The organism is Litoreibacter ascidiaceicola, assembly GCF_900129235.1.
In the GTDB taxonomy this organism is placed as follows: Bacteria; Pseudomonadota; Alphaproteobacteria; order Rhodobacterales; family Rhodobacteraceae; genus Litoreibacter; species Litoreibacter ascidiaceicola.
The window spans coordinates 129,169-144,225 of sequence record NZ_FQUV01000002.1 but is presented as its reverse complement, the minus strand read 5'-3'; the positions used below and the strand labels follow the sequence as shown (position 1 = coordinate 144,225).

The following is a 15,057-nucleotide window of genomic DNA, read 5'->3' as shown; positions in this document are numbered from 1 at the left end:
CCTTTCGGTGGACCAACAATCCCATGAGAATTTTGGCTTCCCTTATCTTGATCTGGCTGTCCGCAGCCTTGACACCTGCTCTTGCCGCGTCGTCACTGGCGTATCAAAGCGATCAACTGACCGCGCGCCTGATTACGGCGGAAAACGCGGTGACTCCGAATGCGGGAACGATATCGGCGGCATTGCAAATCGAGCTTGCCGACGGTTGGAAAACCTACTGGGAAGCGCCAGGCGCGGTAGGCTATCCGCCGGAGCTGGACTGGGCGGGATCCTCCAACGTCGCCGGGGCAGAGTTGTTGTTTCCGGCCCCGACACGGTTTGAAGCCTTCGAGATTGAAAACTACGGATACGCAAAGAAAGTCACCTTTCCCATACAGCTGATGCTGGAAGAGGCTGGGGGTGCCGTGGTCGTCAACATGTCGGCCAATGTGCTGGTATGCGCCGAGTTGTGCATCCCCGAGACGTTTGATCTGTCCCTAACCCTTTTGCGGGGGGACGGTGGCATTGATGCGGATGCGGCCGCTGAAATCGCGCGGGCCGCGGCACTTGTACCCGCCTCGTTGGACGATGCGGGCATGGGCAATGCCCGCTTCTGGGTGTCACCTGACCAGTCCGAATTGCAAGTTGCGGTAGACAGCGATGAGGCGTTCGGGAGCGATCTGCAAGTATTCGCCAATATGGGACTGGACGCGGCATTCGGTGCGCCTGTGTTCGACGTGTCCGGAGACCGGACATCGGTGGTTGCGATCTTGCCGATCCTGACTGCTCCGCCAACGATAGAGCCGTTCGAGATTACACTGACGGATGGTCGCCGTGCGGCCAGCTTCATCGCCCAGACCCCAAGTGACCAACCGTTGCTGTCTGGGGGCTCCACAGCGAGCCTGTGGTCCATCGCATTGATTGCGCTTTTGGGCGGGTTGATCCTGAACATCATGCCATGCGTGCTGCCCGTTTTGTCGATCAAATTTGCCTCGGCATTGAAATCCAGCGACCAGAGCGCCGGCCGCATCCGCACGGGCTTCCTAGTCTCGGCGCTTGGCGTGCTGGCCTTCATGTGGGCGCTGGCGGCGGTGTTGCTGACGATCCGCGCAGGCGGCGGGCAAATCGGCTGGGGGGTGCAGTTTCAGAACCCTGTGTTCCTTGGCATCATGATTACGCTGATCTCGGTCTTTGCGGCCAATATGGCGGGGCTGTTCGAAATCACCCTACCGCAACGCCTGAACACTTCTATGGCGCGACTGGAGCACGGTCCGGGCCTGCTGGGCGACTTTGCAACGGGGGCCTTGGCAGCCGTGCTGGCGACCCCGTGCTCCGCGCCGTTTCTTGGCACGGCGGTGACGTTCGCGTTGGCTGGCAGCGGGTTCGAGGCGATGGTGATCTTCACCGCGCTTGGGCTTGGGTTGGCCACACCCTATATCGCCGTCGCCCTGCGCCCCTCGCTTGTGCAGGCGTTACCGAAACCCGGCCCATGGATGGTACGGGTCAAATGGGTCATGGCAGCCCTGTTGGCGTTGACCGTGATCTGGCTGGCATCTGTTATGGCGCTTGTCGCGGGCTGGGGCGTTGTGCTGGCACTGCTTAGCTTGCTCGCGGCCGCGTTGCTGGCGATGAAAACTCCGCGCCTGAAGCCGTTCGGCGGCTTGATCCCCGCGCTGTTTGTTGTGGCAGCTGTGATGGTGCCTGTTGTGCTGCGCCCTGCACCGCAGGCGATTGCGCAAAGCGCGGATTGGGCGGCCTTTGATGAAACCACCATCGAGGAGCACGTCGCCAAAGGCGAGGTCGTGTTCGTGGACATCACCGCGTCATGGTGCCTGACCTGCAAGGCCAACAAAGCCCGTGTTCTGGACCGCGATCCGGTGGCAAGTCTGCTGACCTCGGACGGGGTTACCGCAATGCGTGGCGACTGGACCCAGCCCGACCCCGCCATACTTGCCTATTTGCAAGAAAACGGCCGCTTCGGCATCCCGTTCAACATCGTCTACGGTCCCGACGCCCCCAAAGGCATCGCCCTGCCGGAGTTTTTGAGCACCGATGCGGTGATGGAGGCCTTGGCCGCCGCCCGTCTTTAGTTTCCGAGCGCGGCCAGCCCCTGCTCCACCGTCACGCGGCGCGGATCGTCTTCAGGCAGCTTGTCGGTCAATGCCTTGGCGCTTTCATAGGCGGCGCGGGCGTTATCGTCTTCACCCAACACGCCATAGGCGCGGGCCAGTTGTAGCCAGCCTTGCAGGTTGTCAGGCTCGTCCTTCATCCGCTCTGCAAGATTACCAACCATGGTGCGCACGAACTCCTGACGATCCTCGGCAGACATTTCCGACGCCGCATCGACATCGGCGGCCGACGGGCCGCGCGGTGCGTCAGGGAAGTCCGGCAATGTGGCAGGTTCCAGCCCCAGCAAGTCGCCCAAACGGTTGATTTCGCGCAGGTAGAACGGCATCCAAGGCGCCGGAGCGGTTTCGAGCGCCAGACGGTCCAAAAGCGATTGGCGCGCTTGCTCTGTTTGTCCGGCCTGCCCCATAGCCACGGCGTTATAATAGGTGCCCGCAGGGTTCAGCGGGTCCAAGGCAATAGAGCGTGCGATCGCCTCCTCGGCAGTTTTGGTGACCGTTCCGTTCTCCGCAGAGATCAAGGCTTCGGCGTATTGTGACCACGTGGCCGACGTGGCCCCGTCACGCTCTACAATGCGCGAATAGGCGTAGGCGGCATCACCGTAGCGCCCCATATTGCCATAGGTTGTCGCCAGAAGTTCCCAGCCTCGGGTCTCGCCGCCATCGGGTTCGCTTTCCAGCTTGGTGCGCAGCTGCGTTGTCAGCTTGTCGAGGTTTTGAGCCTCGGTCAGCTCTGCAGCCCGCTCCGCAAACGGTATGGACGGGACCGTTGGTGCGCCAAGCTGCGTGTAAAGAGCGGCCCCGGCCAAAGGTGTGAGCAAGGCGCAGGCGATCAGCAGCTTGCGCCCTGACAGTCCACCGCTATCGACCGGACCGCGCCCTTTGTCGGCAGCGATCATCCGGCGTTTGATTTCGGTGCGCGCCGCCTCAGCTTCGAGCCCTGAAATGATCCCGCGCTCCGCATCGCGGTCCACCTCACCCAACTGATCGCGGAAAATGGCAATCGCGCCGTCTGCACGGTCCATAGCCCCTTCGTTCCGGCGCAAAAGCGGCCATAGAAATGCAAGCATCGTCAGCAGCGCAAGTGCGGCTGCGGAAACCCAAAAGATCATAGGGATTTGTCCTCTTCCATGAGCTTGGCCAATTCGGTTTCCTCTTTGGTGCTCAGGTGGGTGTCTTTGGTTGCGGGTCTGCGCGGGCGACGCGACAGCGAGATCGCGACGGCTGCCCCCCCGATGAACAGAATGGCGAACGGTCCAAGCCATAGCGCATAGGTCGAGGGCTTGAACGGCGGTTTGAACAGGACGAAGTCGCCATAGCGCAGCACGAGGAAATCATAGATTTCCTGATCGGTATCCCCTGCCACAAGCCGCTCGCGGATCAGCACCCGAAGGTCCCGTGCCACGCCTGCGTTGGAGCTGTCTATCGGCTCGTTCTGGCACACGACACACCGCACATTGGCCGAGATCGCACGGGCGCGGTCTTCCAATGCGGGGTCGGATAACACCTCGTCTGGTTCCACAGCGAAGGCGGGGCTGGCCAGCAGGGCAAGCGCAACAAGGGCGGCGCGGATCATTTGCGCACCTCGTCCAAAGCGTCCATGAACCGTTTGAGACCATCGCCCACGACAGGCCCCGCGAACCGGTGGCGGATGATGCCATCGGCGTCGATGATGAACGTCTCCGGCACGCCGGAAATGCCCAGATCAATGCCCGCTCGGCCCGCGTAGTCGGAGCCGAGGGCTGTGTATGGATTGCCCAGCTCTTCGAGCCATTTGGCGGCGGCTTCGGGTTTGTCTTTGTAGTTGATGCCGATGAGGGTCAGCCCCTCCTCCTGTCCCAAGCGGGTCAGGTTGGGATGTTCCGCACGGCACGGCGCGCACCAAGAGGCGAAGACGTTGAGCAGTTTGATGCCCTCCATCCTAGAGATATCTGCAGTGGTCAGGCCCGGACGGTCGACACCCTCGATCGGGCCAAGGTCCAGTTGTGGGACCGGCTGGGAGATCAACACGGATGGCAGTGCCGACGGGTCGCGTCCACCGGACAGTCCCCAGATGGCAAAGCCGCCGATGATCAAGGCCACCAACAATGGCAGCGCGAAGAGTAGCCGTTTCATCTGATTACTCCGCCGGTGTTGCGCCAACAGGCGCGGCTTTGGATTTGCGTGGCGCACCGACGCGCAGCCTGCGATCCGACAAGGACAACCCGCCCCCAAGAACAAGAAACGCGGTCCCGATCCACAGGAAGTTCACCAAAGGCTCGTACAACACGCGCAACGTCCACTGGCCCTTGGCCCCTTCCGCCGCAGGTTCCGCGATGGAGGTATAAAGGTCACCCGCCAAGGTTTGCCGGATGGAACTTTCAGTCGTTGTGGAGCCCGCCGCCGGATAGTCCCTGCGCTCTGGATACAGCTTGGTGACGAAATCACCGTCACGGGTCACGTTCAAGGTGGCGACTTGCGCGATATAGTTCGGGCCTTGCTGGCGCTCGATGCTTTCAAATGTCAGCTCGAAGCCTGCGATCTCGACCTGCGTGCCGGGGCTGGCGAAGGTGACGATGTCCTCTTTCCAAGCCGACGATCCCGTCGCGCCCATCGCCAAGATTGCCACGCCCAGATGCGCCAAGGTCATACCGTGGGACGCACGGGGCTGGCGGTGGATGCGCGCCACGGCACCGGGCTGAAACAGCTTCACGCGTTTGATCCATTCCTGCGCCGTTGCGACCAAAAGCCAGACCGACACACCCATGGCGATGATCGCAAGAACGGGGCCGCCCGTGGTGATATACCAGACGACCAAGGCGGCGATGACCGCGATGGCGAAAGCCAGTTTCAGGCGGGACAGCACGCCGCCGATATCCGCCCGTTTCCATGACAGGAACGGGCCAATGCCCATTACCAGCAGCAGCGGCAGCATGATCGGTATGAAACCGGCGTTAAAGAACGGTGGCCCGACGGAGATTTTGTCGCCGGTGACGGCCTCAAGGAACAACGGGTAGAGCGTGCCGAACAGAACGGTCGCAGTGGCTGTTGCAAGCAACAGGTTGTTAATGAGCAACCCTGCTTCGCGGGAAATTGGGGCAAATAGGCCCCCGCCTTCCATGGAGGGCGCGCGCCAAGCGAACAGCGCGAGCGAGCCGCCGATTGAGACAAACAACAAGCCAAGGATATAGATGCCGCGCTCCGGGTCGACCGCGAAAGCGTGGACCGAGGTCAGCAGGCCCGAGCGCACGATGAAGGTGCCGAGCAATGACAGCGAGAAGGTCAGGATCGCCAGCAGGATGGTCCAGCTTTTAAAGGTGTCCCGCTTCTCTGTCACGATGGCAGAGTGCAAAAGCGCTGTACCAAGAAGCCACGGCATGAAGGAGACGTTCTCGACCGGGTCCCAGAACCACCAGCCTCCCCAGCCCAACTCGTAATATGCCCACCACGAGCCTAGTCCGATGCCAGCGGACAACGCAGTCCAAGCAGCCAACGTCCATGGCCGCACCCAACGCGCCCATGCAGGGTCCACGCGCCCTTCGATCAGGGCGGCGACGGCAAAGGAGAACACGATGGAGAACCCGACATAGCCGACGTAAAGCAAAGGCGGGTGGATCGCGAGGCCGATATCTTGCAGCAGCGGATTCAGGTCATTGCCGTCCAAAGGGGGCGGGAAGACCCGCGTAAACGGGTTCGAGGTGAACAACATGAAGCTGATAAAGCCGACGGAAATCCACGCCTGCACGGAGAGCGTGCGGGCTTTCAACGCCTCGGGGATATTGCGTCCGAAGAAGGCCACCGCCGCGCCGAAACCCGCGAGGATGAAGACCCAAAGCAACAACGAGCCTTCGTGGTTGCCCCAAGTGCCCGCGACTTTGTAGATCATCGGCTTTAGCGAATGCGAGTTGTTGACCACGTTCACCACGGTGAAATCGGAGACAATATAGCTGCGCATCAAGGCTGCGAACGCAAAGGCGATGAGCGCGAACTGTGCGAGTGCGCTGGCCTGAGCCGAGCGCATCCATAAGGCGTTCCCCCGCGCGGCACCCATCATGGGCAGTACACTTTGCACGACCGCTGCGATAAGAGCCAGAGAGAGGGCGAATTGTCCGAGTTCAGGGATCATGGGCCAGCCTGTCTAGAGGGTTTGATCTAATTGCGCGCAAGCGAGCAGGAAGGTCAAGCAATCCAGCCGCGACGCGTTGACCCGATTGATCACATTCCGGCTATCTGGCCGCTCAAGACCGTGTCGCGCGCAGCAAGATGACACCAAGCAGCGTGATCATGGTCGAGACGACCTTGCCAAGGCTGAGGCGCTCGCCCATCAGGAGCACCCCGATCAAAAGCGCGAAGATGATAGATATCTCGCGCAGTGCCGTCACAAGCGCGATGGGTGCTTGGGTAAACGCCCACATCACAAGACTAAACGCGACAAACGAGGCCGAGCCGCCAACAAAGAATATCTTCTTCCCCTTGATCGGGAGGTCACGCAGCACCTGAGGCGTTGTCACCGCCATGAACACCACAAAGAGGACTGCATTGGCGATGCCCAGCCAAGCGTAGAACCCAAGCGCCGTTCCCGCTACGCGCGCGCCCAAACCGTCCACAAGGGAATAGCTGGCGATAAAGCACCCTGTAGCAAGTGCCATGGCCGTTGCGCGACCGTTGCGCAAGCCATCAGCCCCCCGCACCAAAGAGATGCTCAGTATCCCTGCGGCGATGGTGACCACCGCTAGGATTTCCATGCTAGATAGGTCTACCCCAAGGAACACCAGCGATACGACGGCTACCAGCAATGGAGCGACCCCACGGGCGATGGGATAGACCTGTGTCAGGTCCCCTATTCTGTAGGACTCAAGCAAAAAACACTGATAGCCGAAATGCAGGGCTATGCCTGCAAAAAGATAAGGATAGGACGCCGGGTCCGGCGCAGGTACGAAAGCCAGCATGGGCACCGCAATCGGCAAATGCCCGATCACCACACCTGCCATATTCAACCGCTTGTCAGCCCCACCTTTCACCAAAGCGTTCCAGACGGCGTGCAGCAAGGCGGCCGTCAGTACGGCAAAGAAAACCAATGGTGTCATGCGAGGACGCTAGGGCGCAACTCTTTGGGCGGCAAGTGGTTTTGCGGGGTGCTCTTGATTTAGGTCAAGGCAGTTTCAGTCATTTTTTGTTAAGGTTTGCGCGCTGGATAAGCAGCCCTTTCCATTCCAACACTCGAAGGCCCATATGACCACATCAAAAGCAAACGCCACACCGACAGCACCCAAACCAGCCCATGATACCATCACCGGTTTCGAGCAAGGGGAGTACCCCTACGCCAAGAAGCTGGGCCGCGCGCCCTACGAGGCCGAAAAGGCCGCGTTGCAGGTGGAGTTGCTGAAGGTCCAGCACTGGGTTCAGGAAACCGGTCAGAAGTTCGTTTTGCTGTTCGAAGGGCGCGATGCGGCAGGCAAAGGCGGCACGATCAAACGCTTTACCGAACACTTGAACCCACGTGCGGCGCGTGTGGTGGCCTTGAACAAGCCCACCGACGAAGAGCGCGGCCAGTGGTTCTTCCAACGCTATGTGAAGCATCTGCCGACGGCGGGCGAAATGGTGCTGTATGACCGGTCATGGTACAACCGGGCAGGGGTCGAGCGGGTGATGAATTTCTGTGCGCCAACCGAATATCTTGAATTCATGCGCCAGACCCCTGAATTCGAGCGCATGCTGACCCGCAGCGGTATCAAGCTGTTCAAATACTGGTTTTCGGTCACTCAGGAAGAGCAGAAGCGTCGCTTTGCCTCGCGTGAGACCGACCCGCTGAAACGCTGGAAGCTGTCTCCCATTGATCGCGCCAGCTTGGACAAATGGGACGACTACACCGAGGCGAAGGAGGCGATGTTTTTCTATACGGATACGGCAGATGCGCCATGGACCGTTATCCGCTCGAACGACAAGAAGCGTGCGCGGCTGGCTTGTATCAAGCACTTCCTATGGCAGCTTGACTACCCTGACAAAGATGACAGCGTTGCAACTGCGCCGGACCCGAAAATCTACCATCAGGCTGAAGCGGTTGTGCATGATTCAGACCACATCCTGTCGTCCTCGTTGCATCCCGCAAACCGTAAGGGATAAGCGCCACACTTGACCCACCGCCCTGTCTAAGCGCAGTCTGATAGCAGTTTTATTGCTTTTCAAACGCGCGCAGTCCGTTTTTCTGCGCCCATTTTAGACAGGGGGCATCCCCATGGGGATCATTCCACCCCGCCTGCGGCCCCGCGGCCGACTGGTCATCGCGCCCAAGCATCTTGGCATCCTTGCGTTGCCGGCCTTTGTGCTGCTGGCCTCCGAATATGTTCTGGGCAACTTTGGCAACAGCGCATTGGTGCTGCCAGATGCGGTGACCGTCACCCCTGCCCCGTTGCTGGAACTGACGGCCCGTTATCGCTTCCTATCGGCATGGTTTTTCTACTTCGCCGTTTGCGTCATTTTCATTGCGATCTTCTTTTCAGAATTGTGGTCCCAACACAGCCCGAAATCTGCCGTCCGCATCCTGCTGGGATTGGTCGCCGTGGTCGCGTTCACGATGGTGTTCAACACGCTCGAGCCCGCATGGATGGGCAGTTTTGAAGCTTATGAGCTGCTGGGCAAATCCCTGTTCGTCGACGCGCTGAGTTCCGGATGGCTCAGGGCGTGCGAGACGTCGCTTGCTTGCGACGATGAGGGAGCCTTTCACGGGATGGAATTTCTGCTCGATAAGGCGAACCACATCACGTCCCTTGCGGCAGCTGCGGTCATTGCCGGAATGGTTCTGGCGCTTGCCCGCCCGCAGGGCCCACATCTTCTGAGCCGTGAAGGCCTCGCCGCAGAGGCTGAAATCCTACGCCGCGCGCAAGACGCATCGACCAGATACCTTTATTGTTCGGGCATCTTGCTGAGCGTCGGGATGGTGCTGGTCCTGTCCTGGATGAAATGGCCCGGACCGATGATTGCCGACCCCGAACTGCGTGGGCGTCATGCGGAGCTGGTCAATGCCATCTCGCTTTACCGCGGGGTCAGTTATTCGGTACTCATTCTAAGCTACTATATGCCCGTGAGCCTGATCCTGATGGTGCGTATCGAGCGGTTCCACGACGCCGTGGCAGCCCACGGAAGCCCCGAGGTTGGCGCGCAGGTCATGGGGTTCGACATCAACAGGATTGCGTCACTGGAGGCGTTCAAAAAGATCGTTGCGATCGTCTCGCCGATCCTGGCAAGCGCGTTGGGCGCGGCAGTGACGTTCGAGGGAATTGGGGGCTGACACCCCAAGGGTCGAGATGGGCGCAAAACGCCCATCTCACTCGTTGATTACTTCAAAGCTTCGTCCGTGATTTCAGCGGTCCAAGCTCCTTCGGGTGTTTTCGTGATCACCGGATCAGAGCCACCAGCAAGCAGCGTTGCCACCGTGCGCTCGTAATCCGCCTCGTCCAGCGCCCCGTTGGAGCCTGCGGTCAGCTTGGCAATTTCACGCATCATGCGACGCTGGTGCGCCTCGGTCTGCGCGCCGGATTCGTCGTTCTCCAACACGATGTCCGCCGCCTCGTCCGGATTTTCCTCGGCGTATTTCCAGCCCTTCATCGAGGCCCGCACAAAACGCACCATTTTGTCCTTGAAGGCCGGGTCCTTGAGGTTGTCCTCAAGGACGTAAATGCCGTCTTCTTGGGTCGCAACACCTTGGTCCTCGTATTTGAAGGTCACCAGCTCGTCCTCCGACACGCCAGCGTCCAGCACCTGACCGAATTCATTATAAGTCATGGTCGAGATGCAATCAGCCTGACGTTGCAGCAGCGGATCGACGTTGAAGCCCTGCTTGAGAACGGTCACCCCGTCCTCGCCGCCATCGGTGGAAATGCCCTCTTGGGACATCCAGCTCAGGAACGGATACTCGTTGCCGAAGAACCAGACACCAATTGTGCGGCCCTTGAAATCTTGCGGGCCGGTAATGCCCGTGTCTTTCCAGCAGGTCAGCATCAGGCCAGAGGTTTTGAAAGGCTGCGCAATGTTCACTAGTGGCAGCCCCTTTTCGCGGGCTGACAGCGCCGATGGCAACCAGTCCAGCATGACATCCGCACCACCGCCGGCAAGCACTTGCGCAGGTGCAATATCGGGACCACCCGCCATAACCTCAACATCCAGATTTTCTTCGTCATAGAAGCCTTTGTCCTTGGCGACGTAGTAGCCTGCGAACTGTGCTTGCGTGACCCACTTAAGCTGCAATTTCACCTCATCGGCGGCATGGGCTGTCGTCGCCATGGCCAAAGCCGCAGCGGTCATCAGTAGTTGTTTCATGTGTTTTTCCTCCAGGTTGATACTCTTGTTATACGTTATTTTCGTTGTGACGGGTGCCAGAAGGTCACCGACTTTTCGACCAATGCGACGACGCCGTAAAAGGCCGACCCTGCGAGGGCCGCGACCACAATCTCCGCCCAGACCATATCAAGCGCAAGCTGGCCAACCGAGGTCGAAATACGAAAGCCCATCCCCATGGTGGGCGAGCCAAAGAATTCGGCGACAATAGCGCCGATAAGCGCCAGTGTTGTCGAAATTTTAAGCCCGTTGAAAATAAACGGCATCGCTGCTGGCAACCGCAGCTTGGTGAGGCTTGGCCAATAGCCCGCGCCATAGGTACGCATCAGGTCGCGTTGCATGGCGGTGGTCTCCTGCAACCCTGCGACCGTGTTTACCAGCATCGGGAAAAACACCATGACGACGACAACTGCCGCCTTGGACTGCCAGTCGAACCCGAACCACATGACAAGGATCGGCGCGGTGCCGACAATCGGCAGCGCCGCCACGAAGTTTCCAACAGGCAGCAATCCGCGTTTCAAAAAGTCGTACCGATCAACCAGTATGGCCGTCAGGAAGGCGGCTCCGCAGCCGATGATATATCCACTCAGCGCGCCCTTTAGGAATGTCTGTTGCAGGTCGAGCCAGAGCGTCGGCAGCTCGCTTAAGAAAGTTGAAAGAACATGGCTCGGGGCAGGTAAAATAACCAGCGGCACAGCAAGGCCACGGACCAAAAGCTCCCAAACGACAAGAATTGTAAGGCCGAAAATGGCCGGAACCAAAAGCCCTATGGTGCGGGTGTTCGCATTCTCACCCGTCGCGAGCCGGACATTCAACACCCACATGGCAATCCAAATGAGCAAGGCAAGAGCGACCAGCATCATGACAGGTCCATCCGCTTTAAGGTGAGCTTTTGCGCGAACCCGATCAGCAGAACCAAAGCCGCCGCAAGAACCGCCGCGAAGACGAGCGCCGACCAGATTTGCACCATTTGCCCGTAATAGCTGCCGGTGAGCATGCGTCCGCCCAACCCTCGCGCTCCACCCGCGGGCAGCTCCGCGACAATGGCCCCGACCAAGGCCGCTGCGACACCAATCTTCAAGGACGCAAACAGGTAAGGCATCGATGCAGGGAGCCGCAGTTTCCAGAACCCTTGATTTTGCGACGCATTATAGGTTTTGAGCAGGTCAAGCTGCATGGCGTCGGGCGCCCGCAGACCTTTGACCATGCCAACGACGACTGGGAAAAAGCTCAGATAGGCCGAGATGATGGCTTTCGGGATGAGTCCCTGAACGCCGATCGAATTCAAAACGACAATAATCATCGGCGCGATGGCAAGGATCGGGATCGTTTGGGATGCAATGGCCCAAGGCATCACGCTCATGTCCATCGCCCGATTGTGGACGATCCCGACGGCCAGTAAAATTCCCGCCGCGGTGCCGATCGCAAAACCTAGAAGTGTGGCACTCAGCGTGATCCAGCCGTGATACACCAATGAGCGTTTTGACGAGACCTTTTTCAGGGCCGTAGTTTCCCACAAATCCTGCGCCACCTGGTGGGGGGCAGGCAGACGTGGCCGATCCTGTGCATAAGTCGCTGGAATGGCAAAGCTGTTACGAAAGACCAACCCGAATGAAGAGGCATCGCGGCGCTCGATCGGATTATCGGGGGTGACGACCGCCCCTGCCCGCTCCAAACCTGTCAGGGTCTCTTTCACGTTCATGAAGGGAACAGCCGCATACCACAGGGCGAACATGGCCGCGACGACCGTCAACACAGGCACCACCTTATGCATGGTACGCACCCTCCCCTATCATTGCATCAAAAATACCTCCCGCGGAGCGTTCCGATATCACATCAAGCGCCCAGGTCGCCGGTAGGGGAATTAGGTATTTATGAAGCAGTGATGCTAAGGGTTCGTTCACCATTTCGGGGCTAAGCTGGCTTTGCGGAACAGGCTGAGGAGCCGATGGCCGTAAGCGGTGATGGGATGCAGTGGCATCACGTTTCCAGCGCCCCGGCTCTTCGGGTCGGGGCGCATCTGGGACAAGGTCAGTCATCCTCATGCCCCGCTCGCAGTCCTTCGCGCACGCGGTGGGCGATTTCGATAAACTCTGGCGAGTCCCGAATATCAAGAGGACGTTCTTTGGGCAGCGGGCTTTCGATCACATCGGTGATGCGGCCGGGGCGCGGGCTCATTACTACGATCTTTGTCGACAGATACACCGCCTCCGGGATCGAATGGGTGACGAAAGCGATGGTTTTATTGGTCCGCGCCCAAAGTGCCAGCAATTGCTCGTTCAGGTGGTCACGAACGATTTCGTCCAAGGCCCCGAACGGCTCGTCCATCAGCAAAATATCAGCGTCAAAGGCGAGCGCGCGGGCGATTGACGCGCGTTGTTGCATCCCGCCGGAAAGTTGCCACGGGAACTTCGCACCAAAATCCGACAGTTCGACCAAGTCCAGAACCCGCGCTACGCGGTCATTCTGCTCGGCTCTGGAATAGCCCATAATTTCTAGTGGTAGCTTGATGTTTCCGGCAATCGTGCGCCAAGGATATAGACCCGCAGCTTGAAACACGTAGCCATAGGCACGGGCGCGCCGCGCCTCGTCCGCCGTCATGCCATTGACGGTCAAGGTCCCGCCGGTCGGCGTTTCCAGCCCGGCAATACAGCGCAAGAATGTCGTCTTGCCGCAACCGGACGGGCCGATAAAGCTGACAAAATCACCCTGAGAGATATCCAGCGAGACATCTTTCAAGGCATGGACCGGCGCATCTGCGGTCTGGAACGTCAAATCCAACGCATTGGCGGAAATGACTATCGAGTTTGCGTTCGGGGCCATTTAGAGCGGCCCCGCTGCAAAACTTAAGCTGCTGGCAAATCCGCCGGCATTTCTTCCGCTTCGGCTTCCGCCGCTGCACTGTATTTCGACCAGACGCCACCAATCGCAAAGGCCGCGAAGATGAACATCGCGTCGGCGATCGCTACGTCGTTGATCCAGGTACCCAAAGCAAGCAGGCCGAGTGCCAGCACCAAGAGTAGCTTCGTGAAGAGAACTTGCATGTATAAACCCCTCTGCGTGTCCCGTTTGTGGGAAGAGGTTTTGCAGCGTATTCAGGCAATTCTGTGACACGATCCGGGCATTTCCTTCATTTTTGTCCATTTCGGCGCCATTAAACTCCTGCCGGGATGTTGAGCGGGTTGCGCTCGATCTTGCGGGGTGTGTTGAGCGACTTCCATTTGCTGAGCGCCTGAGACGCGCTGGCAAAGGCTGGGCGGCGGACGAATTTGCCGCGACCGGGCTGTGGTTGCGAGTTTTGACCATAGGCCCAAACCACATCCCCGCGCGACAATGTATAGCGCGCCTGTGCGGTCACGGTCCTGCCTTCGAACACGTTATAATCAATAATCGACTTCTGCGTGCTCACGGCAATTTCGCGGCTGATCGTCGGATCCCAGACAACAACATCGGCATCCCCGCCAACGGCAATGCCCCCCTTCATGGGGTAGATGTTGAGAATTTTGGCGATGTTGGTCGAGGTTGCCGCCACGAACTCTTCGGGTGTCAGGCGACCGGTTTCGACGCCGGTGGTCCAAAGCATCGCCATACGTTCCTCCAGCCCACCCGTGCCGTTGGGGATGGTGGTGAAGTTGTCGAGACCCATTTGCTTTTGCTTGTCCGTAAAGGCCGCATGATCGGTGGCGACGACTTGCAGCGACCCCGATGACAGCCCCGCCCAGAGCGACGCCTGATGGTCCTTCGAGCGGAACGGCGGCGACATCACGCGACGGGCCGCATATTGCCAGTCTTTGTTAAAATACTCGGTCTCGTCGAGGGTCAGGTGCTGGATCAGCGGCTCGCCATAAACGCGCATGCCTTTTTGGCGCGCCCGACGGATAGCCTCGTGGGCCTGCTCGCACGAGACGTGGACGATATAGAGTGGCGTGCCTGCGGCGTCGGCAATCATGATCGCACGGTTTGCGGCCTCGCCCTCGACCTCGGGCGGGCGGGAGTAGGCGTGGCCTTCGGGACCGGTGATGCCCTCGGCCAGATATTTTTGCTGCAACTCCTGCACGATGTCGCCGTTCTCGGCATGCACGAGCGGCAATGCGCCCAACTCGGCGCAGCGTTTGAAGGAGGCGAACATTTCGTCGTCCTCCACCATCAACGCGCCTTTATAGGCCATGAAATGCTTGAACGTGTTGATGCCACGCTCTTTAACAACGGCTTCCATCTCGTTGAAAATGTTCTCGTTCCATCCGGTGATCGCCATATGGTACGAGATGTCGGTGCAAATCTGGTCGCGCGACTTGCGATCCCAATCGTCGATTGCATTCAGCAACGAGCCGTCTTCCCCCGGCAGGCAGAAATCGACCAGCATGGTGGTCCCGCCAGCGGCGGCGGCGAAGGTTCCGCTTTCGAATGTTTCGGCAGCCGTGGTGCCCATGAAGGGCATTTCCAGATGGGTGTGCGGGTCGATCCCGCCAGGGATGACATAGGCACCTTCGGCGTCAATGGTTTCGTCGCCCTTCAGGTTTTCACCGATCTCGGCGATCTTTTCGCCCTCGATCAACACATCGGCCTTCCAGCTGCGATCTGCGGTGACAATCGTGCCGCCTTTAATGACTTTGCTCATCTGCGTCTCCCTTCGTGTCTT

Annotated in this window: 14 protein-coding genes; 3 read left to right on the top strand and 11 right to left on the bottom strand. The window is 59.3% G+C overall.

Annotation, left to right across the window (positions count from 1 at the left end; translation table 11 throughout):
* Positions 1-23 precede the first annotated feature (23 nt).
* Complete coding sequence (locus BUB72_RS03840) at positions 24-2,069, top strand: protein-disulfide reductase DsbD family protein (protein ID WP_073140893.1); 2,046 nt, start codon at positions 24-26, stop codon at positions 2,067-2,069.
* Here the strand turns inward: BUB72_RS03840 and ccmI are convergent.
* The 5 genes from ccmI to BUB72_RS03815 form a co-directional block, all read right to left on the bottom strand.
* Complete coding sequence (ccmI, locus tag BUB72_RS03835; protein ID WP_073140891.1) at positions 2,066-3,217, bottom strand: c-type cytochrome biogenesis protein CcmI; 1,152 nt, start codon at positions 3,215-3,217, stop codon at positions 2,066-2,068. The two genes, BUB72_RS03840 and ccmI, sit on opposite strands and share 4 nt — an antisense overlap.
* Positions 3,214-3,681, bottom strand: coding sequence for a cytochrome c-type biogenesis protein (locus tag BUB72_RS03830; RefSeq protein ID WP_073140889.1), 468 nt, complete (start codon positions 3,679-3,681; stop codon positions 3,214-3,216). Before BUB72_RS03830 ends, ccmI begins: the two co-directional genes overlap by 4 nt.
* On the bottom strand, positions 3,678-4,220 hold the full coding sequence (locus BUB72_RS03825) for a DsbE family thiol:disulfide interchange protein (protein ID WP_073140886.1): 543 nt from the start codon (positions 4,218-4,220) through the stop codon (positions 3,678-3,680). The genes BUB72_RS03830 and BUB72_RS03825 overlap by 4 nt, the downstream gene beginning before the upstream one ends.
* A gap of 4 nt (positions 4,221-4,224) precedes the next feature.
* The gene (locus tag BUB72_RS03820; RefSeq protein ID WP_073140883.1) at positions 4,225-6,210 is read right to left on the bottom strand and encodes a heme lyase CcmF/NrfE family subunit; all 1,986 of its coding nucleotides are present in this window, start codon (positions 6,208-6,210) and stop codon (positions 4,225-4,227) included.
* Between the two features lie 112 nt (positions 6,211-6,322).
* A complete protein-coding gene (locus BUB72_RS03815) occupies positions 6,323-7,171 on the bottom strand; it encodes a DMT family transporter (protein WP_073140881.1) in 849 nt (282 codons plus the stop codon).
* Between the two features lie 145 nt (positions 7,172-7,316).
* Here BUB72_RS03815 and ppk2 point away from each other — a divergent pair, with 145 nt between their 5' ends.
* Together ppk2 and BUB72_RS03805 are read left to right on the top strand one after the other, a co-directional pair.
* Positions 7,317-8,207, top strand: coding sequence for a polyphosphate kinase 2 (ppk2, locus tag BUB72_RS03810; protein WP_073140879.1), 891 nt, complete (start codon positions 7,317-7,319; stop codon positions 8,205-8,207).
* A gap of 112 nt (positions 8,208-8,319) precedes the next feature.
* Positions 8,320-9,372 carry a hypothetical protein gene (locus tag BUB72_RS03805; protein ID WP_073140878.1) on the top strand — a complete coding sequence of 351 codons (1,053 nt, stop codon included), beginning with the start codon at positions 8,320-8,322 and terminating at the stop codon, positions 9,370-9,372.
* A gap of 47 nt (positions 9,373-9,419) precedes the next feature.
* On the opposite strand, the gene BUB72_RS03800 is transcribed toward BUB72_RS03805, so the two are convergent.
* The 6 genes from BUB72_RS03800 to hydA all read right to left on the bottom strand — a co-directional run bounded on the left by BUB72_RS03800 (position 9,420) and on the right by hydA (position 15,036).
* Positions 9,420-10,400, bottom strand: a complete 981-nt coding sequence (locus tag BUB72_RS03800; protein ID WP_073140877.1) for an ABC transporter substrate-binding protein — start codon at positions 10,398-10,400, stop codon at positions 9,420-9,422.
* Positions 10,401-10,435: 35 nt separating this feature from the next.
* Positions 10,436-11,281: an ABC transporter permease gene (locus BUB72_RS03795; RefSeq protein WP_073140875.1), complete on the bottom strand. Its 846-nt coding sequence runs from the start codon at positions 11,279-11,281 to the stop codon at positions 10,436-10,438.
* Positions 11,278-12,192, bottom strand: coding sequence for an ABC transporter permease (locus BUB72_RS03790; RefSeq protein WP_073140873.1), 915 nt, complete (start codon positions 12,190-12,192; stop codon positions 11,278-11,280). The genes BUB72_RS03795 and BUB72_RS03790 overlap by 4 nt, the downstream gene beginning before the upstream one ends.
* A 257-nt stretch (positions 12,193-12,449) precedes the next feature.
* On the bottom strand, positions 12,450-13,241 hold the full coding sequence (locus BUB72_RS03785) for an ABC transporter ATP-binding protein (RefSeq protein ID WP_073140871.1): 792 nt from the start codon (positions 13,239-13,241) through the stop codon (positions 12,450-12,452).
* A 23-nt stretch (positions 13,242-13,264) separates the two neighbouring features.
* Complete coding sequence (locus BUB72_RS03780; RefSeq protein ID WP_073140869.1) at positions 13,265-13,462, bottom strand: hypothetical protein; 198 nt, start codon at positions 13,460-13,462, stop codon at positions 13,265-13,267.
* Positions 13,463-13,572: 110 nt separating this feature from the next.
* On the bottom strand, positions 13,573-15,036 hold the full coding sequence (gene hydA, locus BUB72_RS03775; RefSeq protein WP_073140866.1) for a dihydropyrimidinase: 1,464 nt from the start codon (positions 15,034-15,036) through the stop codon (positions 13,573-13,575).
* Positions 15,037-15,057 lie beyond the last annotated feature (21 nt).